We start from the raw sequence: 24,023 nt of genomic DNA, 5'->3' as shown, positions 1-24,023 counted from the left end.
TCTGAATGGAGAACGAACCGCCGTGTTGCGCGCAACTATAAATTTTTTACCCTGAAATTGAAACAAATGTGCGTCTGCGCGACCCGGTCACACAATACACTCGAAATAGATGCATACCTACCATTGCCTGATTCATAATGGGTAAAGAGCCAGAGTACTAAGGAAAAGCGTTGCATATACCTATAGGGCCGCTATGACAAAATACTCAACTCTGGGCTACCAAGCTGCCCAGGAACGCGAAAGCGCACAGATTTCACTGGTGCTCACCTGGCTGTCACTCGCTGCGATTCTGACTCTGATTGGCATTGGCGCAAAGGCATGGAGCTCCGCGCACTACAGCCACGCTTTTGCTCTTTGGGGGTTTATTCTTCCGGTCGCTGCAAACATGGCCTGGTTTGCCATCTACCGTAATCGGGACGTACAAAAAACCGGGCTTCTGGTTACTGTCAGTTTTCTCTTTACTTACCTGATAGCCTCCGGTGGCGAGAGCAACACAGGCCCCCTGTGGTTCTATGTGTTTCCGCCTCTGGTGTTTTTCCTCACCAATCTGAAAACCGGCACCCTGATTCTGCTACTGGTCTATCTGGTTGCCATTATTGTGTTCCAGTTTCCCGGCCTGCCTTTTGTGCAAGCGGAGTACAGCAGTGACTTCAAGCTTCGCTTTTTTGCAACGCTGACCTTTGAATCTATTTTCTGTTTTGTTCTGGAAGCTAGCAGACTGAAGGCTCGTAACGAATTACTGGATCTCGCACTGACCCACGAGCACGCCGCCAAAACCGATGAGCTCACCGGTCTTTCCAACAGGCGCGACATCCTGAACCGGCTGTCAGAAGAGTTTTCCCGGTACCAGCGTACCGGACATCACTTCTCCATTGTCCTGATCGATTTGGACCTCTTCAAGAATATTAATGACCATTACGGCCATAGCGCTGGTGATGCCGCTCTCAAACAGTTTGCAATAGTTGTGCAGTCCGTTATCCGCCAAACAGATGTGGCGGCACGCTGGGGCGGCGAGGAGTTTCTGTTGCTGCTACCGGATACCTCCCTGATTCCAGCGCTCACATTAGCCGAACGCTTGCGCAGCGAAGTAGCACGGGAAAATTTCAGTTTCCAGGGGCAGGATTTACCCATAACCATAAGTGCAGGTGTCTGCTCTATTTCTCAAGCTGATTCCATCGATAACATGCTTCGCCAGGCCGATTTACACCTATACAGCGCCAAGGAAGCCGGGCGCAACCGGATTGCACCTCGGGTGCGCAGCCAGGCTGCAGACACCCAAAATGCGCCAAGCGCTTGAGGCTGGCTGGCCAGGCCGATACTATCCGGCACCAAAGGAACCCCGGCAATCCGCTTTGCACAGAACAGGTAATGACATGACAGATATTCGAATTCTGGTGGGCAGCGTCTACGGAGGCGCACTAATGACAGCCAGAGCCATCAAACAGGCCCTGGATGCTGATGGATATTCAGTTAAGGTTCTGGAGAACCCGGTGTTGGATGATATAACGGGTGATGCATCCCCCCTGCTGGTTTGCACATCTACCACCGGTGAAGGCGAAATTCCGGGCAATCTTTTACCCTTTTATATCGCTTTACGGGACCAGTTGCCGCAACAGCCAGGGCGCCCCTTTGGCATCATTGTTCTGGGGGATAGCTCCTACGGCGATACGTTTTGTGGTGCCGGCGAGCTAATGGAAGAAGCACTTTATGAAACCGCTGCCCGAAAGGTTGGCGACACTCTGCGCATTGATGCGCTGGAAACCCAGGAGCCAGAAGAAGAAGCTTTGCCCTGGGTGCGTGAATGGGTATCCACTGTATCAAACTAAGCGCGGCTTGAGTCGCCATTTGCTACAGTTCATACTGATTTTGGATAACAATCACAATTAGCGGTGAATCGTGACAAGGTTCCAATGGTCTCGCATTCTGGCAGCACTCACGCTGCTTGTGTCCCTGGCGTTTAACTGCCAGGGCGCCGAGGCTTTTCATTACCCTAATGTCGAGTTTCTGCGTCTGGCACCGGACGCACAGCTGTCACCTGAAGAGGCGTCCGCTGCAACGGGCTGGCAGCCTCTTACAAACAGTAGCGCTAACTTTGGCTACACCCGTGATACTGTCTGGTTCCGCTTCAGCGTTCCTGTTGATAGGCAGGTTAATCTGCTTGAAATCAGCTACTCCCATCTGGATCACGTTGCGTTTTACCTGATGGAAAATGGCGAGATTGCCGAGACAACCGTAACCGGGGACCACTACCCCTTTACAAGCCGCCCCGTTCTCAACCGCCATTTCTTGTTCCCGTTCAGTGCAAACATCAATACTGACCAACAGATATTTCTTGAGGTAAAAACAACAGGCACGTTGCAGGTGCCGCTGACACTATGGAATGCCCAGACGTTTTTCGAACATGCATCAATTGAGGAACAAATCCACGCCATCTATTACGGCGTGCTCATCAGCGTTATCTTCTTTAATCTGTTTGTATTTTTTGCACTGCGGGAGAACGTTTATCTCCTCTATGTACTATCAACGCTAAGCTATCTGTTATTGATTGCCAGCCTGAACGGCACCGCCTTCCAGCTGTTATGGCCAAAAAGCCCGGAACTTCATAGCTGGACCATGCTGCTCTCCGTCCCCTTAGCAGTCATATTTACCCTGCTGTTTTCACGATCTTTTCTCCAGTTTGAACAGTCCGGGCCAATACTGAATCGGGTTGCCCTTGGTTTTGTCGCCATAAACGCCATTATGATCGCTGCCACCGGCGTGCTTGATTACAGCTCAGCCATCCGCCTGTCGGTCGCTGTGGCCATTCCAAGCACACTGCTTCTCACCATAATTGGCCCGCTGCAGTGGATACGCGGCAACCCCCAAGCTGGCTATTACACGATAGCCTGGTGCGCACTATCAGTGGGCAGTGCCATTACTGCCGCCAATAAAGCCGGGTTTCTCCCAAACAGTTTTATAACCACCTACGGCATGGAAATCGGGTCTGCACTACAGGCGGTTCTGCTCGCCCTGGCCCTGGCGGCAAGGTTAAACCAGGAGCGACAGGAAAAAGTAGAGGCCCGCGAAGCAGAACTGAAAGCCATGACAGCCCGGCGCTCTGCTGAACTCAAACTCATTGAAAATGCACTACACAACTCGCTCACCGGCCTGCCAAACCGCACCAACTTTGAAATGCAGGTGAATGACCTGATTCGCCGGTCACCAGACACTCGACATGGCATTGTTGTCATCCACCTGAATAACCTGCAATCTGTGACCAAGACTCTTGGCCACCAGAACAGCGATCTTATATCGGAGTTGGCCTCAAAGAATGCAAACGCTATTGCGCGTCAGATTCCGGGCATAATTTCCCTGGGGCAGCATAATGGACGCAGCTTTTACACGGCCTCTCTCGACTTGGAAACCCTGGTGTGCGTGGTGGATGCGGACACATCAGAGCATGCCCGCCGAGCCGTTGTACGTGCTCTGGACGCTATCCGAAGCCCCGTTGACTATCTTGGCATGCAGATCCCGCTAAATGCCCAGCTTGGGGTCGCTGTGTCGCCGGCTCATGGCACAGACGCATCTTCGTTAATTCGCAGAGCCTCAATAGCAGAGAGTTCCGAGCGTGCCCGTGAGCGGGGAATTGCGTATTACACCCCCTCCATAGACTCGTACAGCGCCAGCCGTCTCACAATGGTTTCAGCGTTACAGAAAGCCCTTGTAAATAATGAGCTAGCGCTTCATTTGCAACCAAAGCTGGATTTGAGAACCAGCAGAATCTCAGGAGTGGAAGCGCTCATTCGCTGGCCCGCACGAGAACAGCCTGTTCCTGCAGACGAGATCATCACCCTCGCGGAACAGACAGGGCTGATCAAACCACTCACCCGATGGGTGCTGGAGCAGTCACTTGAGCTCCGAAGCCGTCTTCTCGATAGTGGCCACCTTCTCGATCTCTCGGTGAACATTTCACCCAACAACCTCCGGGAGCCGGATTTTCCGATTTTTGTAAAACGCCTGATGGGCGCTCATTTGCAGCACAGAGGTGCGATCATCTTTGAAGTCACGGAAACATCGATGATGCAGGATCCAGTCAACGCCCTGAAAGCTCTTAACTCACTGGCTTACGAAGGCATTCCGGTTTCCATTGATGATTTCGGGTCTGGTTATTCCTCGCTTTCCTACATCAAGCAATTACCCGCCAGCGAGATCAAGATCGACCGATCGCTTATAACGGATCTGGCTACCCGGGAAGAAGACAGAGTTATTGTTCAGACAACAATCAACATGTGTCACAGCCTCGGCTACCAGGTTGTGGCCGAGGGCGTGGAAGATGAGGCTACTGCAGATCTACTGAAAGGAATGGGCTGCGATATGATTCAGGGCTATTTCCTGAGCCGGCCTCTGCCACTTGAGCAAATGCTGGCCTGGCTCTCCAAAAGGCGTGAAGCAGTCACCAAACAACACGCCCCCGGATAATAATCAACAAAGGCTGTTAACGCCTGCGAATCAGTGCTTCCTGCACAGCAGATGCCACCAGAACACCCTCCTGATTAAAGAAGTTACCCCGGTTGAAACCCCGCCCGGCCGACGCACTCGGGCTGTCCTTGTCATAAAGCAACCAGTCCTCCATGCGAAAATCCCGGTGGAACCACATGGCATGATCAAGACTTGCAGCCTGCAACTCCTTGTTCATAAACGATACACCATGGGGGTTAAGGGACGTTCCCAAAAACGAGAAATCCGATGCGTAGGTAAGCAGGCAGCGGTGTAAAACCGGGTCGTCAGGCAAAGGGCCCAAAGCACGGATCCAGCTTTGCTTAAGGGGTGGGCGCTTGTCCGGCTGAAACGGATTCGTGGGGTTCACTGGCCGGATTTCTATAGGACGGTCACGGGTCATAATCTCCCGCAAGGCTTCTGGCGCCTGTGGAGCCATCATCTTGCCCCAATCCTGCTCGGAGCGAAGGGTTTCAGGGTTTGGCGCATCGGGCATCTCCACCTGGTGCTCAAAACCTTCCTCAGAGGCATGAAACGACATGGAGCCGGTCAGGATTTCCTTGCCGTCCTGGCGGGCAATGACCCGGCGAACAGAAAAACTGCGTCCATCACGAACCCGCTGAACCTCATACTCTATAGGCATTTTCTTGTTGCCGGGCCGCAAGAAATAGGCATGCAGGGAGTGGCAGAGGCGATCTTCGACCGTATGGCTGGCAGCCATTAGAGCCTGCCCGAGAACCTGCCCTCCAAACACATGGGGGAATCCCAGATCCTGGCTCTCGCCCCGATAGTGGTCACCGCCAGTGGGCGCAAGATACAGCAGTTCCACCAGTTTTTTTGTAACGTCAAGCATGCCTGCTCCTGTTGATTCGTTAGCTCACGAAGGGTTTTCTACCGCAAGCGGGGAACTTTCGCAACGAAAAGCGCCAACAGGAGGCAGCACATTCAAGAATGAATGGGCGGTACCACTTTGGAGAGCGCCTGCTTTTCCAATGCAAACCGGCCGGTAACCGCAAACCCCAGAACATCCCCCTCCGGGTTTTTGAACAGGGATTTTACATGGGTGCCATCCTGCTCGGTTTCCCAACTGCCTTGCGCATCCGATGGCGGTGGGCACACCGCTGCCGGGCAACATGGAGTTTTAATCATCACCGGCATGGTGCCATAGGTTACCTCTGTGGGCTCTCCAGTCAGGGTTTTTGCAAGGGCGCGGGCGCATGCCATCAACGGCAAAACATAAAGCAATACATGGCCATCCACCTCAGCACAGTCCCCCAAGGCATAAACATCCTTGGCCGAGGTTTCCAACAGCCTGTTTACTGTAACCCCACGGCCAACCTCGATCCCCGCTGCTCTCGCCAGTTGCGTACGGGGCCGCAAACCGACAGCAGAAATCACAATGTCCGCTGGCAGTGATTCACCATTCGCGAGGAACAGTTTTACACCTGCCTCAGCCGGCTCTATACGCTCCACCACGGTTTCCAGATGAAACCGCACGCCCAAGGCTTCCAGTTCCTGCTGCACCGCGTTCGCGGCGACTGGAGGCAGCAAACTCGGCATGACAGCATCGGAAGGCGCAATTACATCCACCTCGTAGCCGCCATTACGCAGGTCGTTGGCAAACTCGCAGCCAATTAGCCCGGCACCCATAATAGCCACTCGGCCACCCGGCTTCAGCGCCTTGCGGAACACCCGGTAATCTTCCAGATCGTTGATCGGGAAGACTCGCTCCTGACCATCACCGGGTATCGTCAGCCGAATCACATCTGCACCCCAGGCCAGCACCAGCTTGCTGTATGTCAGGCTTCCGTCACCCAGCAATAATCGGTGGCCGTTGGTGTCTATGCCGGTCACGGTAGTGAAGGTACGCAGCTCCAGGTCCAATTGCTCAGCCATTGCCGCAGTGGCTGCCTGAGCCAGACCGTCTGCATCCTTACCTTTGGAAAACCCGGTAGACAGCATGGGCTTGGAGTAGCTGACGCCATCATCGGCGGTCACCATAACAATCCGCACGTCTTTATCCTGCTTACGGATTTCACGGGCCAGGGAGTAACCTGCCAAACCGGTTCCGACAATTACGATGGGGGTCTGCTCTGTCATAGCCATGCTCCGTTCGGGTTCAACCGATCTCGATCATTTCAAAATCTTCCTTGCCCACACCGCAGTCGGGGCAAACCCAATCTTCGGGCACATCATCCCAGGCAGTCCTGGGCTCAATACCATCCTCCGGCCAGCCTTCTGCTTCATCGTAAACCAGGCCACACACTACGCACTGCCACTTCTTCATAAACAGTCTCTCCACCACACTTTTTTGTGGCTGCAATGTTAATTGTCGAACAATACACCAGCAAGCGCTTTTTGCGCAGGCACACAGCAAAGCCTGCAACGCCGTTCATTTAAATGCACTGCGCCGCAATCATACGCGGCACATAATGATTGACCAATGCCAGCGAAGACGCTCTCGCAAGGTTTTTCTGCCAATTGTCGGTATTATACCCCCTCCCCTCCGCTGTCCCTCTCCGGTATAATCGCCCGTTTTACGACAGGACCGACCGTTATGAGCGATACCGTCGCCGAAATGAATCAGGTTATGGCCGAAGCTGATTGCCTGGTTGATGAGCAGCGAGTACAGACTGCCATTCGCAATCTTGCCGACGACATTACCGGCCGCCTCAAAGACAGCAATCCCCTGCTGTTTTGTGTGATGAACGGCGGTCTGATCTTTACCGGTCAGCTGTTGCCCCGCCTCAACTTTCCGGTACAGGCGGAATACCTGCATGCAACACGCTACAGGCAGGAAACCACCGGCGGCATTCTGGAATGGACACTTCAGCCCAAAGCCGACATGAAAGGCCGCACGGTGCTGGTTATTGACGACATCCTTGACGAAGGCACCACCCTCTGTGCGATAGCTGACTATTGCCTCAACCAGGGGGCAAAGGAGGTTCTGACGGCCGTACTGGTAGACAAACAGCACGATCGCAAGGCGCGCCCGAATCTGAAGGCTGATTTCACCGGCCTGTATGTTGAAGACCGCTTTCTGTTTGGCTACGGCATGGACTACAAAGGATACTGGCGCAACGCTCCCGGGATCTATGCCGTTAAGGGCCTTTGATATCGAATCTTTTGCAGATAGGCCGGGCACGGCTATACCACCAACCAATTGGTATAGCTCTTTTGCAGCTGCCGGGTTGCGCAACCCGGAGGTGCATGGTCCGGCGAGTTACTGGCTGAAAGTTGAAGGCTCCTTCACCCGGGCACTGCAAAAACAGTGCGTGAGTTCGTTTCACGTAGAAGTGCAGCGCGAAGGCTTTGCCACACCCACCCTTGAAGAAGCCAGACGCCTGGGTATCCCTTTTCGCCAGCTCGCCTGGATTCGCGAAGTACGTCTGTGTGGCGATGGCGAGCCCTGGGTTCTTGCTCGCACCGTTATCCCCCTTGCTTGCCTCAAGGGTGAAGGCCGGCGGCTGCTTAATCTTGGCAGCAAACCCTTGGGCGCTTTCCTGTTCGGCAGCCGCGACTGGCAGCGCGGCCCTCTTGAAACCGGGCTCTGCACTGCTCCTTCAAGAGCCGGGCAATCGGAACCTGAACTTGCGCGTCGCTCCCTCTTCAGCAACAAGCAGAGCGCATTACTGGTCGGCGAATACCTGCTTCCTGTGCTTTACCGCGGGAACTGATGGGCTGCGGAGGAAGCTCCGACTTTCACCCCTGCCCGCCCACTGGCTATAATCCCTGCACATTTGCTTTCCACACATTCTGTTCCATGCCCCAAACGGATAAACCCATGCTGCCTGACGCCGTGCCAGAACACATACGGAGCCGATTAACCGATTACGCAAAACTGCTCCGCATCGACCGACCCATTGGCACTCTCCTTCTGCTCTGGCCCACATACTGGGCACTCTGGCTTGCCGGTGAGGGCAACCCCGGCATTGGCAACATCATCGTCTTCACTCTGGGCGTTTTCTTTATGCGTGCCGCCGGCTGCGCCATCAACGACTTTGCCGACCGGGACTGGGACAAGCACGTAAAACGCACCAAAGACCGCCCGCTAACCACCGGCCGGGTAAAGGCCTGGGAAGCGGTCGCCCTGTTTGGTGGTCTCTGTATTATCTCGTTCCTGATGGTGGTGCTTTTCACTAACACCCTCACGCTCTATCTGTCCTTTGGTGGCGCAGCGCTGGCGTTTATTTATCCCTTTTCCAAACGCTTCACCCATCTACCCCAGCTGTTCCTGGGCGCTGCATTTTCCTGGGCCATTCCCATGGCATGGGCTGCCGAAGCCGGCGAACTCAGCCAGATTACCTGGCTGCTGTTCACAGCCAACGTACTCTGGACTGTGGCCTACGACACCTTCTACGCCATGGTGGATCGCGATGATGATTTGAAAGTCGGCATAAAATCCACAGCCATCCTGTTCGGCGATGGCGACCGTGCAATCATCGGCGCACTCCAGGCCATGGTGGTGCTCATCCTGATAATTGTGGGCAACCGCTGTGAACTGGGTAGTTTCTATTACCTTGGGCTGGTTGCCATGGCCTGCCTGTTTATCTACCAGCAATATCTCGCTAAAGATCGCGAGCGAGATGGTTGCTTCAAAGCCTTCCTGAACAACAACTGGGCGGGGTTTGCGGTGTTCGCCGGGCTGGTTATTGACCTGATTGTCGCTTGAGGGCACTGAATACCAAAGCTGTCACACAGCTGTAACACTCTGGCGCTGTAATAGTTCAGCAACACATCATGGTCTGAAACAGGTTAGAGAATATGTCTGGAAAAACCGTCCTGATTGTCGATGACGAACCCGCTATCCGAGAGATGATCGTTGTTGCGCTGGAGATGGCTGATTACGAATGTATCGAAGCCGCCGATGCCCTGGAGGCTCATGCCTTAATCGTCGACCGCCAGCCAGACATAGTGCTGCTGGACTGGATGCTTCCGGGCACCAGCGGTATAGAACTGGCAAGACGGCTCAAAAAAGAAGAAACAACCGCAGACCTACCCATCATCATGCTCACCGCCAAGGTTGAAGAAGACAACAAAATCCGCGGCCTGGAAATCGGGGCAGATGACTACATCACTAAACCTTTCAGCCCGAGAGAACTGGTCGCCCGCCTCAAAGCCGTGCTGCGCCGGGCAACGCCCCCTGGCATCGACGACCCCATTGAAGTGGATGGCCTCACGCTGGACCCAGCCAGCCATCGCGTCACTTCAAACGAGCGCTCCCTGAATATCGGGCCCACTGAGTACCGCCTGCTGCAGTTCTTCATGACCCACCAGGAGCGGGTTTACACACGCTCCCAGCTTCTGGATCAGGTATGGGGCGGGAATGTGTACGTTGAAGAGAGAACGGTTGATGTGCACATTCGACGGCTGCGCAAAGCTCTGGGTGAACATCACGACTATCTGATTCAAACTGTGAGAGGCGCAGGCTACCGGTTCTCTACCCAGCCCGCCTGATCTGCGCCTGCAGCTCACCAACAGCACCACAAGGCTGTCCTTAATGCAGAATATCTGGTCGCGACATCTGCGCTTCACACTAGCCGGGCTTGCAGGCAGCACGCTTGCCGGCCTGTACTTTGGCCACCCGGTTTACGGCCTGACCACCGGCCTTGGGCTTTATCTGTTGTGGACGCTCTATCAAACCCGGAGTTTGGCGCATTGGCTGGCAGACCCGAACACCGGCCATGAAGCACCTCAAAGCATGGGCATCTGGGGCAGTTTCTTTGAAAAACTGCACAAGCTCACCCAGAGCTCACGGCAAACCCAGGAAAGGCTACGATCGCGCATAGATCGCATACAGGAATCCACAAATGCCATGCGCGACGGTGTCATCATGACCGATGCTCTCGGCGCTATGGAGTGGTGGAATGGGGCTGCAGAACATCTGCTGGGATTTCGCCGCTCTACGGATCAGGGGCAGTATATTTACAACTTCATCCGCACACCGGCTTTCAAAGCCTACTTTGACGCAAAAAACTACCGTGACCCCCTGGAACTGAGTTCGCCCGCGAAACCGCATATTCATCTGCAAATCCAGATCAGCCTGTTCGGGGAAGACGACCGTCTTATCGTGGCCAAGGATGTTTCCCGCCTGCATCAACTGGAGCAGATGCGTCAGGATTTTGTGAGCAACGTTTCCCACGAAATGCGTACACCACTGACGGTAATCAGCGGTTATCTGGAAACCCTGGTGGACAATGCCGATGATTTGCCCGCCAAGTGGCGGAGAGCCATCAACACAATGGCCACCCAGTCTTTTCGTATGGAAACGCTGATTTCCGACCTGATCCTTCTATCCCGGATTGAAACCGGAGAAGAGTCCGAGAACGACGTTCCAACAGACGTTGGCCAACTGGTGCGGCAGATCTGCCAGGACGCGCGAACCCTCAGCGGCGAAAATCAGCATGACATCAGCTTCGAAGCGAGCAGCGAGTACCTGATAAACGGTAATGAAAACCAGCTACGCAGTGCCTTCTCAAACCTTATCTTCAATGCGGTTAAATACACCCCGGCCCGGGGCAAAATCAAGGTGCTCTGGTTCACAGACAGTGAAGGGGGCCACCTTTCAGTTAACGACACAGGTGCCGGTATTGATGAGGTTCACATCCCCCGGCTCACCGAGCGCTTTTATCGTGCGGATCCCAGCCGACATAAAGACACCGGTGGCACCGGGCTGGGCCTGGCCATCGTCAAGCATGTATTGATCAATCACGATGGAAGCCTGGAGATCAAAAGCCGTCTCGGGGAAGGCAGTGAATTTGTCTGTCATTTCCCAACCGAGCGCTTAGTGTCGAAGACGACTGATTAAGCTAACGCTTGCCTGCCCGGAAACGGGCGATGAACCGGGAAAGGTCCTCCATTTTTTTTGGATCCTCATCCACAAACCGGATAGTGACGCTTACAAAATCAGCATCCTTGCGTTTGTCCACGGCCTGCAACTGATGCACGTAACCATTCAGCCGCGCCATCTGACCCTCGCCGGTTTCTATATCCACCACCGCCTGATCCAGAATGCCCGGAAAGGTTTGATCCCGCTTGGCAATCACCCGCACTTCCGTCAGGTTAATGTCTTTAACCACAGACTTCAGGGTACTGTCTGCAAAACGGATTGAAGCAAGACTCATGGCGCCCTTGGCCATCGTCGGCTTGGGCACTTCTGCGGATTGAGGGACAAGCGCGCCAGCCGTGGGCGTCGGCTGGCTCTCTTGCGCAGGCGCAGGCTCCCGCTTTTGTGTCAGCAGGGCCGCTGACTCCTTGAACGCATCGGCGGGCCCAGCCATGGATTTGCCACTCTGGCCCATAGCTGTGGTCAGTGTACTGCCCATTACCTTGATGATTTTTTTGCTTAACCCGTCCGGACTGAACGGCTTGCCAAGATATTCAGACACGCCTTCTTTCACGGCCTCAATCACATGGCTTTTGTCGCCCCGGCTGGTAATCATGATGAAAGGCACTTTTTCGTACTGGGGCTGCTGGCGCATCCATTGCAGCAATTCAAGGCCAGACATCTCTGGCATCTCCCAGTCGCACAGAATCAGATCAAACATCCCACGGGACATCAGCGACTGGGCCCGGCGGCCATTCTGGGCATCGGTAGTTTCGATTACTGGAAAGCGCTGGCGTATCGTCCGCTTAACCAGATCCCTTACAAAACTGGCGTCATCAACCACCAGCGCTTTCAGCGTTGCCATGTTTTGAACTCTTATGAATGTATGCCCCAACTATAGAACAAAGGCCCGCAGGGGAAACCCGCATGCTACAAAAAACCACAAACTTACAACCTGCAAGCCGCCAAAAAGTGTGTTGCATTGGCCACGTGCTGCAACAGGTTAAAGAACTGTCACCCCCATGAACCTTGTAAAGTGTTTCACAAGCTGAAAAACGCGCTACCATGACCTTTTACTGTCCACACCTTCTTCTATTACCGAGGTTTTCCGTGCTGACCAAGTTTGCAAGGATTCTGCCCAACCGGCGTATGGCATGCCATGTATCTGTATCCGCCCTTCTGGCCATCTCCGCTCTGCCTGCCCTGGCCAAAGTGGCAGACAATGAGGCCGTACTGGCGGCGCCGGATGGCTTTGAAGAGTGCAAACTGCAACTTCAGGAAAAAGCCATTGCAGCCGGGGTGAGCGCTAAAACAGCCCAGGAGGTTATGACAGGGGTCAAACATATAAACCGGGTAATCGAGCTGGACCGCAGGCAGCCCGAGTTCACTACCACCTTTGCAGACTACCTGAACCGCAGGGTGAACGACGACAGGGTGAGCAAAGGCCGGGTGCTGATCAAAGAACACAGCGAACTTCTGGCCAGGGTAACTGAAGAGACCGGCGTGCCTGCTCCGTATCTCGTCGCCTTTTGGGGGCTCGAAACCAACTTCGGCAGCTACTTCGGCAAAATGTCCGTGCCAGACTCGCTGACAACTCTGGCCTGCGATCCCCGTCGCAGCACATTTTTTACCGAACAGTTGATTGCTGCGTTGCGCATTATTGATGAAGGCGCAATTCCGGTGGAGCAAATGGAAGGCTCCTGGGCCGGTGCAATGGGCCACGTACAATTCATGCCCACCGTTTTCCTGAAGCATGCGGTAGACGCCGATGGCGACGGCCGTCGCGACCTGTGGAACAGCCTGCCAGACGCCATGATGTCTGCTGGCAAGTTTCTTCAGTCCATGAACTGGGACGGAGACTACCGCTGGGGCCGCGAAGTGCTGCTGCCCAAGAACTTCGACTACTCATTGGCTGATGGACGTCGCCTTGAACTGAGCAAATGGGGTGAACTGGGTATTACCGATGCGTTCGGCAAACCTCTTGCCCAGGAAGAGATTACGGCGGCACTGATTGTTCCCGCCGGCCACCGCGGGCCCGCCTTTCTTGCCTATCACAACTTTAAAGTGATCATGGGCTGGAACCGCTCCGAGTTCTACGCCATAGCCGTGGGGCACCTGGCTGACCGCATTGCGGGCGCCGGAATGCTGCAGAATCCGCCACCAGAGGACACCCCCGCGCTATCCAGAGATACGGTTCTCGAACTTCAGGCAGCTCTCAACGAGCGCGGATACGATGCCGGCAAGCCAGATGGTATTACGGGCCCCGCAACCCGCTCTGCGATTCGTAAGTACCAGCATGCTGAAGGATTGATCGCTGATGGCTTCCCGGGACAGGAATTGCTTGATCGGCTTGGAGTCAGCATCTAAAACAGGCTGTCAGCTTTCTTTACAGCCAGAAAACAAACGACGCATAACACACTGATATATCGGAAAATATTTAGTTGGCACAAAACTAGCTTAATGGTAGCAACTGACGACATAAAACGAATTGTGTCATTTCACTGTTAAAGCTAGGAGTTATGCCATGAAGATGTTGGCGAAGGGATCCATTGGTGCATTGTTGCTGACAGCAGCTATGAGTGTAGCTGCATATCCAGTAAATCTTGACTCTGTGAGCGGCGAATGGAAGTCGCCTGTGGGCGGATCAAATGTTCAAGGCGTTGGATCAGAGAGCATTCGCTGGGGTACCGGCGAGGAATCGTGCTCCGGAATTCTCTGGTGGAGAGAGTGCTCAAATGGGCCACAAAGTGGTTTCAGCTTCGAAGGGCCTAACAATCTGCCACAAACGCTGACATCTAACGACCCGTTCGTGCTAGGAACTTTCACCCATTTTAACAACCGTATTACTGGCGATAGCATCTCTGGCGCCGCCCTTGACGTGTATGCTTCGTTCTCTACAAACCCAAGCAACGGCAATATCACTGGACCTTACACGTTTGATTTCAGTCATACTGAAACGCCAAACAAGCACTGCGGTCCACTTGCGTTTATTTTTGGCTGCTCAAGCCGCGACGTGGATGATGTTGTTCGCTTGGACAGCATGATCGAAAGTACAGAGTTTCAGTATGGTTCCAATATCTATTGGCTATCCCTCCTGGGCTTCGAAGGTGGTATCAAAGAAATATCCACCTCAGAAGGCGATGCAACCTCTGTTAACCTTCTTGCAAAACTGAACGTACGTTCTGTACCTGTAGATGTACCAGAGCCCGGCACTATCGCCCTGCTCGGCCTGGGCCTGGCCGGTCTCGGCATGGCACGTCGCCGCAAAGCCGCTTAATTGGCTAGCGCACTAACAGGGTCTCTATAGTCCTGCAGTGCACAGAGTACAAAGCTGACACCCCGCGCTTGCATCAAGCCCGGGGTGTCAGCTTTTTTAACACCCGTTTTTTCAACACATCCTTCTTCCCGTGATCTGAACCCGCATTCCACGCATAATACCCACTACCACTCTCTACTTTTACGGAATTCATGGACTCAATCACTCAGGCTGCTCTTGGCGCCTCAATCGCTGGCCTTGTGGCAGGCAGAACACTCGGGCGGCCTGTTCTACTCACCGGCGCCCTGCTGGCTACGCTTCCCGACCTTGATGTGCTGATTGATTACGGAACGGCGGTGGCTAACTTCAGCCAGCATCGGGGCTTCAGCCATTCTCTGTTTGCGCTCGCGCCTTTGTCGGTATTACTTGCGGTTTTGCTTTGGCGGTGGAAGCCAGAGCCGGGGTTTCCCCGCTGGCTGTTGCTAACAGCTTTGGCATTGATGACGCATCCGCTTCTGGACACCTTTACCACCTACGGAACACAGCTTTTCTGGCCGATTGGCCAGCCCCTTGCCATAAGCAGCATCTTTATCATCGATCCTTTGTATACACTCCCGCTGTTGGCAGGCTGCATCGCCTTTTTAATACGCCCTCCGGCAGTGCGCGCCGTAGCGGCGGGACTGGTTCTGTCCACTGCGTATCTCGGCTGGTCGTTCGTGGCCCAACAAATCATTACCGAGCGAGTCCAACCGGTTCTCGTAGAAGCGGGTTTTGAGAAGGCCGAACTGCTGGTGCAGCCCATGCCGTTCAATACGGTGTTATGGCGTGCCACGGCTATAAAGAATGATCAACGAGTCGAGATCGTAACCGGGTTTCTGGATGGCGGCGCTCCTTTAACCCTTGAATATTTCCCCCGCCAGCCAGAATTGGCGAGATCTGTCGCGCAATTACCCGAAACCCGTCGCCTCGAATGGTTTACCAAAGGCTTTCTCGACTACAAGGCACACAACGGCGAGATCACCGCAACCGATGTTCGCCTTGGCATCCCCGGGGCACACCCATTTACCTTCATTCTGGCGGATGATCGAGACGGCGCAATCATGCCCGGCAATGGTGAACGTGCGCCACGCCCCATCATGAACACCGGTGCCCTGCCTTTACTTTGGGCCCGCACCACCGGCGCTATTCCTGTACTGTGTCTTGCCAACCTTGCAACGCCAGCCCCAGGCCAGGAGTGTTAAAAAGCATGCGTCTTGATCAGTTTATTTCCACCAGCTCACCACTTTCACGCAAAGAGGCCAGGCGTGCCATACATGCGGGGAGGGTTAAGGTGAACGGCGAGGTTTGGAAAGACACAGGAAAGCACGTTCCTGAGGATGCAAAGATCTCTCTGGACGCTGCGCAACTGGCTATCCAGGGTGAACGCTATCTCATGTTGAACAAGCCTGCAGGCGTTGTCAGTGCCACCCGCGACAGTGATCACCCTACCGCTCTGGATCTTCTTCCTGCGGAGCTGACCCAGGATCTGCACATTGCGGGGCGCCTGGATGCCGACACCACGGGTTTACTGCTACTGACAACCGATGGAAAATGGTCTCACCGGGTCACCTCACCCAAAGTGGACTGCCCGAAAACCTACCGGGTAGGCCTGAACACTCCTATAACAGATTCAGCCATCAAAGAATTGGAAACCGGCATTCTGCTCCACAACGACCCCAAGCCCACAAAGCCAGCGCAGGTAAAGGTTGTGGAGCCACAGTTGATTGAACTGACTATTTCAGAAGGGCGCTATCACCAGGTCAAGCGCATGTTGGCAGCGGTAGGGAATCATGTGGAAGCTCTGCACAGACAGAGCATCGGTGCCATATCCCTCGACCCGGCACTGGAGCCGGGTGCTTTCCGGGAGCTGACGGAGCAGGAAATCGCTTCGATTAGCTGAACTCAGGTACGCTCGAAGCGCTGGGCTTTCAGGTTTTTACGCACAGCGCCGGCCTCGAACACTTCTCCATTCATGGCAATATAGACACCGGGAGGCAAAAGCTGCACCGCTGCCCAGGCAAAACCTATGTTGAACACCGCATCACTACGACGCATTCGCGCGGGCTGCATGGCCCCCGTCAGCACAATGGTTTTGTCTTTCAGAGATGACAGCACCTGAGCGGTTTCCGCCATGGTGTCAGTGCCGTGGGTAATCAGAATGCGGCTGTTATCGCAGGCATTAACTGCAGCAAACACCTTGTCACGATCTGCGTCGGTCATTTCCAGGCTATCTTTACGCAATAACCCCTGCAGGCTGTAGCCTTTGTGGATATTGGATTCTGCCAGCAGTTCGGGCACCAGCGACTCGCCAATTTCAAACTCGCTGTTAGCGTCAAAATACACCTTGTCGATGGTGCCACCGGTGGTAAAAATCCGGATCATGAAGGTTCCTGCCATGTTCAGCGAATTGTGCGATGTCGCTCGGGTTTTACTTCAGAGCGGTTGTGGTGCTGGCGCTCTGTGCCACAGCATTGTATGCCGCGTTCTTTTCCTGTGCGTATTGCCGCGCCGCTTTAGCCACCTGCCCACTGGCTCCGGTATCCAGCCAGCGCTTGATGCGACCAGCATCTCCCATGGGGGATCGGGTTCCCAAAGAATCGAGAAGTACTGTGACCACCTGTTTGCCGTTCATTTCAGAGATCATCACAAGGCAGCGCCCTGCCTCCGAAAGATAACCGGTTTTGCTCAACTCCACCCCCCAGCTTTCGCGGTGTACCAAAGCATTGGTGTTACCAAACGACAAACTGTAACGGGGATTACGGAAGTTGCCACGAAAATAGCCGGTTGTGGAGTACTCTCGAATCTCCGGGTGCTTTGCAGCTGCATTAACAAGTTTCACCAGATCACCTGCGGTTGAAAGGTTCTCTGCCGAAAGGCCTGTAGGGTCCACAAAGTGTGTGTTCATCATGCCAAGGGCCTTTGCCTTGGCATTCATGGCATCAACAAATGCATCGAAACCACCCGGGTGGCTTCTGGCCAAGGTGTAGGCCGCAAAATTCTCAGACGACATAAGCGCAATACGCAGCACATCAGCACGGCGCATCGTCGAGCCAATCCGGATGCGAGTGTAGGCATTGGCGGCAGCAGCTGTGTGTCGCTTCTCGAACACCAGCCACTCATTCAGCGGAGCGCCGGATTCAAGCATAACCAGCGCAGTCATTACCTTGGTAATGGAGGCAATAGGCACCGGCCGGTCTGCATTTCGACCAAACACCAATTCATTGCTGCCTACCATCGCCACGGCTGCATTAACCGATGCCAGGTTCAGGTTCTGAGCACCAGCTACGCTGGCCCCCTTCTGCTGTGCGCTTACTGCAAGTGGCAGGCATAACACCAGCCACAACAGTATCCGCGCGATGTTCATTTTATGCATGTTGCGCTCTGTCGTTGCTTTATCGGTGCATCATGGCAAGTCGGTAACCGCACCGGTGGATGCAGAGCTTACTGTGCGAGCATATTTGGCAAGCACACCACGGGTAAATCGTGGCTGGGGAGCAACCCAGGCTTTGCGCCGGCGCTCAAGCTCATCGTCTGACACGTCCAATACCATGGTATTTGCGACTGCATCGATGGTAATTGTATCGCCATCCTCAACCAGCGCAATGGGGCCACCCTCAGCAGCTTCCGGGCTGATATGCCCCACTACAAAGCCATGGCTGCCTCCGGAAAAACGACCATCCGTAATCAAAGCCACATCGTTGCCAAGGCCCTTGCCCATGATTGCCGAGGTAGGCGTGAGCATTTCACGCATACCTGGGCCACCTTTCGGGCCCTCATAACGAATCACCAATACATCGCCGGCCACCACGGTCCCATCAATAATTCGTTCTTGGGCTTCTTCTTCGGAATGGAACACCCGGGCACGCCCGGAAAAGTGCGTGCCTTCCTTGCCGGTGATTTTAGCAACAGCCCCTTCCGGCGCCAGATTGCCATGGAGAATGCGCAAGTGACTGTCGGCTTTCACCGGGTTGTCGAACGCACGGATAATGTCCTGGTCTTCGGGATAAGGCTCAACTTCAGCCAAATTCTCCGCCAATGTCTTGCCGGTCACCGTCAGGCAATCGCCGTGCAAAAGGCCACGCTCCATCAGCATTTTCATCAGCGGCTGTATGCCACCAATCGCCACCAGTTCGGACATCATGTAATGGCCGCTCGGGCGCAAGTCCGCAAGGACCGGAACGCGCTTACCAATCTCTACGAAGTCTTCCAGGCTCAGCTCCACATCGACCGTGCTAGCCATTGCCAAGAGGTGCAGAACCGCGTTGGTTGAGCCGCCCAGCGCGATCACAACGGTAATCGCATTCTCAAACGCCTCTCGGGTCATAATGTCTCTGGGCTTGATGTCTTTATCCAGAAGATTCAAAACCGCCGCGCCCGCAGCACGGCAGTCATCCAGTTTGTTATTGGATACCGCATTCTGTGCGGAGCTGCCCGGCAGGCTCATACCCATAGCTTCGATAGCCGATGCCATGGTGTTAGCCGTGTACATGCCACCACAGGAGCCCGGGCCGGGGATGGCTGTTTCTTCAATCTGCTTTACTTCGATTAAATCAAGGTCACCACGGGCATGGGCGCCCACCGCTTCGAATACCGAAACAATATCGGTGTGGTTTTCTCCGGGCAAAATGGTGCCGCCGTACACAAACACCGACGGCCGGTTGAGCCGCGCCAACCCCATAATGCAGCCGGGCATGTTTTTGTCGCACCCACCTATGGCAACCAGTCCGTCAAATCCTTCACAGCCCGCGACGGTTTCAATGGAATCTGCAATAACTTCCCGGGACACCAGGGAGTACTTCATGCCCAGAGTTCCATTGGCAATGCCGTCAGACACTGTGATGGTGTTGAAGATCAATGACTTGCCGCCAGCGGCATCCGCGCCCGCCGAAGAGGCTTCCGCCAACTCGTGAATGTGCATGTTGCAGGGCGTCAGATTGCTCCAGGTGGAAGCGATACCAACCTGCGGCTTACGGAAATCCTCATCGGTAAAACCGACAGCTCGCAGCATAGCCCGGCTGGCAGACTTGCCCACTCCATCCACCACGGGGGCGGAATAGCGGCGGCGTTTGTCATCAGTCATCAGTTTCTCCTAAAAAACAGTTACAAAACACAGTTGTTGCCAGAAGGCTTCCCGACTGACCTGCATCAACCGGCACAACGCGCGTGCCTCTTACAATCGTTGCACAATAATTATGCCTTGGAGGCACGCCATGTCATCCCCGATTTTGCCATCAACGGCTTGTTCCGAGTACGAACTCTGGCGCTCTGGCTATGGCGTCATCCAACATACCGACGCAACCAGCGAGCGCGTTCAGGCACTCGCTTCACGTCTCGTCGCTGCAAATCTTCAGCCTGACACCGCTACAGTCTACCGCAAGCTGGCAGATCTTGATCGACTAACCAGTGCCGGCATGTGGCTGGTTGTACACATGACCTACGCAAACCGCGTAGACAGCTCTGGTGCTCCACTGGCCGCGAAAGACTTCAAATGCAATCCTGAAGGTCACACCGGCGGGGCATTAAACATGGTGCCAGCCTACGCGGCTTATATGGCCCTCAATAATCTGACGGGGCAAACACGTAGCTGGCTTATGGGTCAGGGGCATTGCGTAGCCGCCGTTGATGCACTGAACGTGCTGACCGGCAACCTTCTCCCCGAGCAACATAAACGCTACACCGGAACAGATGGGCTGTCACGGATGGTGGCGGATTTCTACAGTTACCAGCAAAAGCCGGATGGCAGTGTGGTGGCACCATTAGGCAGCCATGTTAACCCATACACAGCCGGCGGCATCATCGAAGGTGGGTATTTGGGCTTTGCCGAACTTCAATACGCGCACATGCCACTACCTGGGGAGTCGCTGATTGCTTTTCTCTCTGACGGTGCGGCGGAAGAACAGCGCGGCAGTGACTGGATTCCCCGTTGGTGGAGAGCAGCTGACTGCGGTCTGGTGACCCCGGTGATGATTGCCAATGGCCGCCGCATTGAGCAACGCACTGAGTTAGGCACGCGCGAGGGGCTCGAGAGATTTGAGGCCCACCTCGCCGCCCATGACTTTGACCCCTTCAGGTTTGATGGTCGCGATCCGGCGGCCTTTGTTTGCGCTCTTGCAGAAATGGAAGACTCTCTGCAGCAAAGGAGCGACCGTGCGCTGGCAGGCGAACTGGACTACCCGGTTCGCATTCCCTACGGCATTGCTGAAACCGTGAAAGGCTTCGGCTTTTATGGCGCCGGCTTGAATCCGGCCCACAACCTGCCGCTCCCGGGCAATCCGCGCCTGGACGTCCGCGCCCGGGAACTATTCCAGACGCACGCCTCTCGTCTGTGGGTTGAGCCCGAAGAACTTGCACAAAGCGTACTGCGGTTAAAAGAACACGAACAGCAATCGCGCCCCTTGGAACGTGATCACCCTTTGGCCAGGCGCAATCCGCCAGACCTTGTTATTCCAGTCCTCCCTGAGCGTAATGATCCAGTTTCGCCAATGTTGGCGGTGGATGACTTTTTCCGAGCCCTGGTTGTGCAAAACCCGGACCTTAGAGCTCGGGTTGGCAACCCTGACGAACTTGCCAGCAACCGCCTGACCGGCATACTGGAAGATCTGAAGCACCGGGTGATTGACCCCGAGAACGATTCCGAGTCGGTTCATGGAAAAATCATCACCGTGCTGAATGAGGAAGCGGTTGTCTCTGCTTGCCTGGCGAATAAAGCCGGAATCAATTTGGTGGCCAGCTACGAAGCTTTCTGCGTAAAAATGCTGGGCGCCATCCGCCAGGAACTGATTTTTGCACGGCACCAGAAAGCCGTGGGCCGCCCCGCCCGCTGGCTTGGCCAGCCGATTATTGCCACATCCCACACCTGGGAAAATGGCAAAAACGAACAGTCCCACCAGGACACCACCTTCTGTGAAAGCCTGCTGGGTGAAATGAACGATGTTTCCCGGGTGATTTTTCCTGTGGATTACAACAGCACACTCGCCGTTCTTCCTTCGGTATTTACCAAACGCGGAACCATCAGCTGCATGGTGATTCCGAAACGAAACCGGCCTTGCGTATTTGATACCCATGAGGCCGAAGCGCTAGCGCAGAATGGCGCCCTGGTGGTCGACGAAGACACATCCGGGGGAGAACCGATATTGCTGATCGCCAATGGCGCTTATCAACTTTCGGAAGCGATCCGCGCCTGCGAACGTCTGCGCGATACCGGCACATCATTTCGCTTGGTCTATATTCAGGAGCCAGGGCGATTCCGGGAGCCAAGAGACACTCTGGAAGCAGAAAGTTGCATGTCGGAATTCGAGCGCGAGCGCCTGTTCCCGAGCCGGCTACACCGAAGAGTGGCATTGACTCACATGCGCCCTGAGGTATTCCGCGGGCACTTGCACACTCTATTTCCCGACCCCGGCCACAGCAGGGTGCTAGGCTACATTAATAGAGGGGGAACACTAAACGAGGCTGGAATGCTGTTTGCCAATCACTGCTCTTGGGGCCACGCGCTGGCCGCATGCGCCAGCGTTCTGGACAAGCCACCCGGGGAGTGGCTATCCAGTGCCGAACTGGCAGCGGTGGAAGGCCGCGGCGACCCTGCTCTGATCACTCGCGGCTTGTCCTGAACCTCAGCCGGGGACGGATTCCACGCGACGATTACCTGCGCCAGGCCGGACTATCCGGCTTGTGCTGCGAGCTGTGTCGATGGCGTACTCACGGGACTTTATGGTATCGACAAAGTACCAATCGGCCCGAGCTTCCTGAGCCGTAAAGGTGACCAACATATATCCACGCTGGTTGATGTTGAGGTAATCCAGGTCATCCGCAAGCAGGCTAATACCCTGCTCAGCGCCCGCAATCTGGGTTTCCTCAAGCTCAAGATATTCCTCCAATCCTGGCGATGATACTGACGGCGCGGCAAACTCCACACCAATCTGATCGCCATAGATGTCTTTCAGATTATTAGCCCAGGCGTTGTGGGTATCGCCGGCCAGTACCACAAGGTTCCTGTTCAGCTTCTTTGCAGTACCCAGAACGACTTCTCGTTCATATTGGTAACCGTCCCAGGCATCCAGATTATAAGGGGCAACGGTGTTTATCCTGGCCAACTCCTTTGGCGTCAATGAAGGGCCGGGAGCCAAGCCTAAATGCCGAGCCTTTAACCCTGCCAGCTCTCCAAGCGCCTGCGGCAAACCGTCGAACTGCTCAGTTGCTATAGCCATCAACAGCTCTGCAGGCAGATTCATACGCCCCATCAGTATCTGCTGCCCCAGTACCTGCCAGGTAGCCGTGGAGTATCCCATTGAAGCTTGCAGCCAGAGCAGCTGTTCGGCCCCTAGCATTGTGCGGTTAGTGCTTCCCACATCTGCTCTGAAGCTGGCTTCATCAAGCCCCGCTTGAGTGAAATAATTCTGGTAGTCCAACTGTTTATCTCGCCCCATATGTCGGGTATCCAGCATGTGCAAAGCCACCAGATCGCCAAACCTGAAGGTGCGAAAAATTGCCTCGTCATTACCTTCGATCACTGGGCGGATAGGCATCCATTCAAAGTACGCCTGCAAGGCTTCAAGTTTGCGAGTGCCATAATCGCCTTCACCGGCATTGTGGTTTGCGGCTCCATTTTCCCAAGCATCGTTGGCGATTTCATGGTCATCCCAAACGACAATAAACGGCACTTTCTGGTGTAACGCCTGAAGGTCCGCATCACCCCGGTAAATGCCATAACGACGCCGGTAGTCCTTCAGCCTTATCAACTCCAGGTTGTTATCAGTCGGGAAGGTACGGCCCAGCGCAGCGGCATCAGACGCGGCGTAACTGCCGGATTCGCTGCTGTACTCATAAATATAGTCACCCAGATGCACCACAGCATCCAGATCATCACGTTTACTGACTTCACGATAAACGTTGAAGTAACCAGCAGGGTAGTTAGCACACGACACCACCGCCAAGCGCACGGAACTGACATCACCCTCGGGCAAAGTCAGTGTCGTGCCCACAGGGGACTGGCTGTCAGAGGTGCGGAACCGGTAATAATAAGTCTGGCCGGCGCCCAGGCCGCGAACGTCTACTTTAACTGTAAAGTCGTGGGCATTTTTAGCTGCTGCCGTGCCAGAGTGAACCAGGTTTTCGAACCCTGCATCCGTCGCCACTTCCCAAGCCACGCTCACAGCGTTTTCAAAGTCTCTATCCGGCACTACGCGCGTCCACAGAACCACACCGTCTGACAGAGGATCGCCACTTGCCACCCCGTGAGTAAAATCAGTCGTGCGCTTGTCGTCGCTATCGAATATGCATCCGGCCAAGCCGGTTGAAACCACTACAGCGCCCATGCCCATGGCGGACGCCTTCAGGAAGTCCCGTCTCGTCAGTTTTGTCATTGTTATATTTCCTTTGAAATCTTGGGGGCCAGGCAACCGATACCCGAAGCGCAAACGTTTACGC

The 24,023-nt window shown here is 54.7% G+C and carries 21 protein-coding genes; 13 read left to right on the top strand and 8 right to left on the bottom strand.

Annotation, left to right across the window (positions count from 1 at the left end; genetic code table 11):
- Positions 1 to 193: 193 nt before the first annotated feature.
- The 3 genes from RKA07_RS12960 (at position 194) to RKA07_RS12950 (ending at position 4,458) form a co-directional block, all read left to right on the top strand.
- Positions 194 to 1,297: a GGDEF domain-containing protein gene (locus RKA07_RS12960; protein WP_310966500.1), complete on the top strand. Its 1,104-nt coding sequence runs from the start codon at positions 194 to 196 to the stop codon at positions 1,295 to 1,297.
- 76 nt (positions 1,298 to 1,373) lie between these two features.
- Complete coding sequence (locus RKA07_RS12955) at positions 1,374 to 1,826, top strand: flavodoxin domain-containing protein (protein WP_200369791.1); 453 nt, start codon at positions 1,374 to 1,376, stop codon at positions 1,824 to 1,826.
- A 70-nt stretch (positions 1,827 to 1,896) separates the two neighbouring features.
- Positions 1,897 to 4,458 carry an EAL domain-containing protein gene (locus RKA07_RS12950; RefSeq protein ID WP_310966499.1) on the top strand — a complete coding sequence of 854 codons (2,562 nt, stop codon included), beginning with the start codon at positions 1,897 to 1,899 and terminating at the stop codon, positions 4,456 to 4,458.
- 16 nt (positions 4,459 to 4,474) lie between these two features.
- Here RKA07_RS12950 and RKA07_RS12945 read toward each other — a convergent pair whose 3' ends face one another.
- From RKA07_RS12945 to RKA07_RS12935, 3 genes are all read right to left on the bottom strand, one after another.
- Positions 4,475 to 5,329, bottom strand: a complete 855-nt coding sequence (locus RKA07_RS12945) for an acyl-CoA thioesterase (RefSeq protein WP_200202276.1) — start codon at positions 5,327 to 5,329, stop codon at positions 4,475 to 4,477.
- A gap of 92 nt (positions 5,330 to 5,421) precedes the next feature.
- Positions 5,422 to 6,576, bottom strand: coding sequence for an NAD(P)/FAD-dependent oxidoreductase (locus RKA07_RS12940; RefSeq protein ID WP_310966498.1), 1,155 nt, complete (start codon positions 6,574 to 6,576; stop codon positions 5,422 to 5,424).
- A 19-nt stretch (positions 6,577 to 6,595) separates the two neighbouring features.
- On the bottom strand, positions 6,596 to 6,763 hold the full coding sequence (locus RKA07_RS12935; RefSeq protein ID WP_310966496.1) for a rubredoxin: 168 nt from the start codon (positions 6,761 to 6,763) through the stop codon (positions 6,596 to 6,598).
- 270 nt (positions 6,764 to 7,033) lie between these two features.
- Here RKA07_RS12935 and RKA07_RS12930 point away from each other — a divergent pair, with 270 nt between their 5' ends.
- From RKA07_RS12930 to phoR, 5 genes are all read left to right on the top strand, one after another.
- Positions 7,034 to 7,591: a hypoxanthine-guanine phosphoribosyltransferase gene (locus RKA07_RS12930; RefSeq protein WP_200202278.1), complete on the top strand. Its 558-nt coding sequence runs from the start codon at positions 7,034 to 7,036 to the stop codon at positions 7,589 to 7,591.
- On the top strand, positions 7,572 to 8,153 hold the full coding sequence (locus RKA07_RS12925) for a chorismate--pyruvate lyase family protein (protein WP_200202279.1): 582 nt from the start codon (positions 7,572 to 7,574) through the stop codon (positions 8,151 to 8,153). Before RKA07_RS12930 ends, RKA07_RS12925 begins: the two co-directional genes overlap by 20 nt.
- Positions 8,154 to 8,260: 107 nt before the next feature.
- A complete protein-coding gene (gene ubiA / locus RKA07_RS12920) occupies positions 8,261 to 9,148 on the top strand; it encodes a 4-hydroxybenzoate octaprenyltransferase (protein WP_200202280.1) in 888 nt (295 codons plus the stop codon).
- Positions 9,149 to 9,240: 92 nt separating this feature from the next.
- On the top strand, positions 9,241 to 9,933 hold the full coding sequence (phoB, locus tag RKA07_RS12915) for a phosphate regulon transcriptional regulator PhoB (RefSeq protein ID WP_310966494.1): 693 nt from the start codon (positions 9,241 to 9,243) through the stop codon (positions 9,931 to 9,933).
- Positions 9,934 to 9,976: 43 nt separating this feature from the next.
- Positions 9,977 to 11,284 (top strand): phosphate regulon sensor histidine kinase PhoR, encoded by a 1,308-nt coding sequence (gene phoR / locus RKA07_RS12910; protein WP_200369795.1) that lies wholly within the window; start codon positions 9,977 to 9,979, stop codon positions 11,282 to 11,284.
- Between the two features lies 1 nt (position 11,285).
- Here the strand turns inward: phoR and RKA07_RS12905 are convergent, their stop codons facing one another.
- Positions 11,286 to 12,167 carry a response regulator gene (locus tag RKA07_RS12905; protein ID WP_310966493.1) on the bottom strand — a complete coding sequence of 294 codons (882 nt, stop codon included), beginning with the start codon at positions 12,165 to 12,167 and terminating at the stop codon, positions 11,286 to 11,288.
- Between the two features lie 245 nt (positions 12,168 to 12,412).
- Here RKA07_RS12905 and RKA07_RS12900 point away from each other — a divergent pair, with 245 nt between their 5' ends.
- The 4 genes from RKA07_RS12900 to rsuA all read left to right on the top strand — a co-directional run bounded on the left by RKA07_RS12900 (position 12,413) and on the right by rsuA (position 16,497).
- Positions 12,413 to 13,669, top strand: coding sequence for a lytic murein transglycosylase (locus RKA07_RS12900; protein WP_413785007.1), 1,257 nt, complete (start codon positions 12,413 to 12,415; stop codon positions 13,667 to 13,669).
- Between the two features lie 157 nt (positions 13,670 to 13,826).
- A complete protein-coding gene (locus RKA07_RS12895) occupies positions 13,827 to 14,579 on the top strand; it encodes a THxN family PEP-CTERM protein (protein ID WP_200202284.1) in 753 nt (250 codons plus the stop codon).
- A gap of 191 nt (positions 14,580 to 14,770) precedes the next feature.
- On the top strand, positions 14,771 to 15,799 hold the full coding sequence (locus tag RKA07_RS12890; protein WP_310966492.1) for a metal-dependent hydrolase: 1,029 nt from the start codon (positions 14,771 to 14,773) through the stop codon (positions 15,797 to 15,799).
- Positions 15,800 to 15,804: 5 nt separating this feature from the next.
- Positions 15,805 to 16,497, top strand: coding sequence for a 16S rRNA pseudouridine(516) synthase RsuA (rsuA, locus tag RKA07_RS12885; RefSeq protein ID WP_200202286.1), 693 nt, complete (start codon positions 15,805 to 15,807; stop codon positions 16,495 to 16,497).
- Between the two features lie 2 nt (positions 16,498 to 16,499).
- Here rsuA and RKA07_RS12880 read toward each other — a convergent pair whose 3' ends face one another.
- From RKA07_RS12880 to ilvD, 3 genes are read right to left on the bottom strand one after another with little or no spacing between them, the layout of a single operon-like run.
- A complete protein-coding gene (locus RKA07_RS12880) occupies positions 16,500 to 16,979 on the bottom strand; it encodes an asparaginase domain-containing protein (RefSeq protein WP_200369799.1) in 480 nt (159 codons plus the stop codon).
- A 46-nt stretch (positions 16,980 to 17,025) separates the two neighbouring features.
- A complete protein-coding gene (gene pbpG / locus RKA07_RS12875) occupies positions 17,026 to 17,970 on the bottom strand; it encodes a D-alanyl-D-alanine endopeptidase (RefSeq protein WP_310966491.1) in 945 nt (314 codons plus the stop codon).
- A gap of 30 nt (positions 17,971 to 18,000) precedes the next feature.
- A complete protein-coding gene (gene ilvD / locus RKA07_RS12870) occupies positions 18,001 to 19,677 on the bottom strand; it encodes a dihydroxy-acid dehydratase (RefSeq protein ID WP_200202288.1) in 1,677 nt (558 codons plus the stop codon).
- 130 nt (positions 19,678 to 19,807) lie between these two features.
- Here ilvD and RKA07_RS12865 point away from each other — a divergent pair, with 130 nt between their 5' ends.
- The gene (locus RKA07_RS12865) at positions 19,808 to 22,207 is read left to right on the top strand and encodes a phosphoketolase family protein (protein WP_310966490.1); all 2,400 of its coding nucleotides are present in this window, start codon (positions 19,808 to 19,810) and stop codon (positions 22,205 to 22,207) included.
- A 3-nt stretch (positions 22,208 to 22,210) separates the two neighbouring features.
- Here RKA07_RS12865 and RKA07_RS12860 read toward each other — a convergent pair whose 3' ends face one another.
- Complete coding sequence (locus RKA07_RS12860; protein WP_310966489.1) at positions 22,211 to 23,959, bottom strand: alkaline phosphatase D family protein; 1,749 nt, start codon at positions 23,957 to 23,959, stop codon at positions 22,211 to 22,213.
- Positions 23,960 to 24,023: the final 64 nt, after the last annotated feature.

It is taken from the genome of Marinobacter xiaoshiensis, from assembly GCF_031631795.1.
GTDB lineage: Bacteria > Pseudomonadota > Gammaproteobacteria > Pseudomonadales > Oleiphilaceae > Marinobacter > Marinobacter xiaoshiensis.
Note: the sequence above shows the minus strand (reverse complement) of the source record. Positions and strands in the feature narration are given on the sequence as shown.

Bases quoted from the DNA above. Each gene is read 5' to 3' on its own strand.
- RKA07_RS12960 (WP_310966500.1), top strand. From the start codon at position 194: ATGACAAAATACTCAACTCTGGGCTACCAAGCTGCCCAGGAACGCGAA.
- RKA07_RS12955 (WP_200369791.1), top strand. From the start codon at position 1,374: ATGACAGATATTCGAATTCTGGTGGGCAGCGTCTACGGAGGCGCACTA.
- RKA07_RS12945 (WP_200202276.1), bottom strand. From the start codon at position 5,329: ATGCTTGACGTTACAAAAAAACTGGTGGAACTGCTGTATCTTGCGCCC.
- RKA07_RS12940 (WP_310966498.1), bottom strand. From the start codon at position 6,576: ATGACAGAGCAGACCCCCATCGTAATTGTCGGAACCGGTTTGGCAGGT.
- RKA07_RS12935 (WP_310966496.1), bottom strand. From the start codon at position 6,763: ATGAAGAAGTGGCAGTGCGTAGTGTGTGGCCTGGTTTACGATGAAGCA.
- RKA07_RS12930 (WP_200202278.1), top strand. From the start codon at position 7,034: ATGAGCGATACCGTCGCCGAAATGAATCAGGTTATGGCCGAAGCTGAT.
- RKA07_RS12925 (WP_200202279.1), top strand. From the start codon at position 7,572: ATGCCGTTAAGGGCCTTTGATATCGAATCTTTTGCAGATAGGCCGGGC.
- ubiA (WP_200202280.1), top strand. From the start codon at position 8,261: ATGCTGCCTGACGCCGTGCCAGAACACATACGGAGCCGATTAACCGAT.
- phoB (WP_310966494.1), top strand. From the start codon at position 9,241: ATGTCTGGAAAAACCGTCCTGATTGTCGATGACGAACCCGCTATCCGA.
- phoR (WP_200369795.1), top strand. From the start codon at position 9,977: ATGCAGAATATCTGGTCGCGACATCTGCGCTTCACACTAGCCGGGCTT.
- RKA07_RS12905 (WP_310966493.1), bottom strand. From the start codon at position 12,167: ATGGCAACGCTGAAAGCGCTGGTGGTTGATGACGCCAGTTTTGTAAGG.
- RKA07_RS12895 (WP_200202284.1), top strand. From the start codon at position 13,827: ATGAAGATGTTGGCGAAGGGATCCATTGGTGCATTGTTGCTGACAGCA.
- RKA07_RS12890 (WP_310966492.1), top strand. From the start codon at position 14,771: ATGGACTCAATCACTCAGGCTGCTCTTGGCGCCTCAATCGCTGGCCTT.
- rsuA (WP_200202286.1), top strand. From the start codon at position 15,805: ATGCGTCTTGATCAGTTTATTTCCACCAGCTCACCACTTTCACGCAAA.
- RKA07_RS12880 (WP_200369799.1), bottom strand. From the start codon at position 16,979: ATGATCCGGATTTTTACCACCGGTGGCACCATCGACAAGGTGTATTTT.
- pbpG (WP_310966491.1), bottom strand. From the start codon at position 17,970: ATGCATAAAATGAACATCGCGCGGATACTGTTGTGGCTGGTGTTATGC.
- ilvD (WP_200202288.1), bottom strand. From the start codon at position 19,677: ATGACTGATGACAAACGCCGCCGCTATTCCGCCCCCGTGGTGGATGGA.
- RKA07_RS12865 (WP_310966490.1), top strand. From the start codon at position 19,808: ATGTCATCCCCGATTTTGCCATCAACGGCTTGTTCCGAGTACGAACTC.
- RKA07_RS12860 (WP_310966489.1), bottom strand. From the start codon at position 23,959: ATGACAAAACTGACGAGACGGGACTTCCTGAAGGCGTCCGCCATGGGC.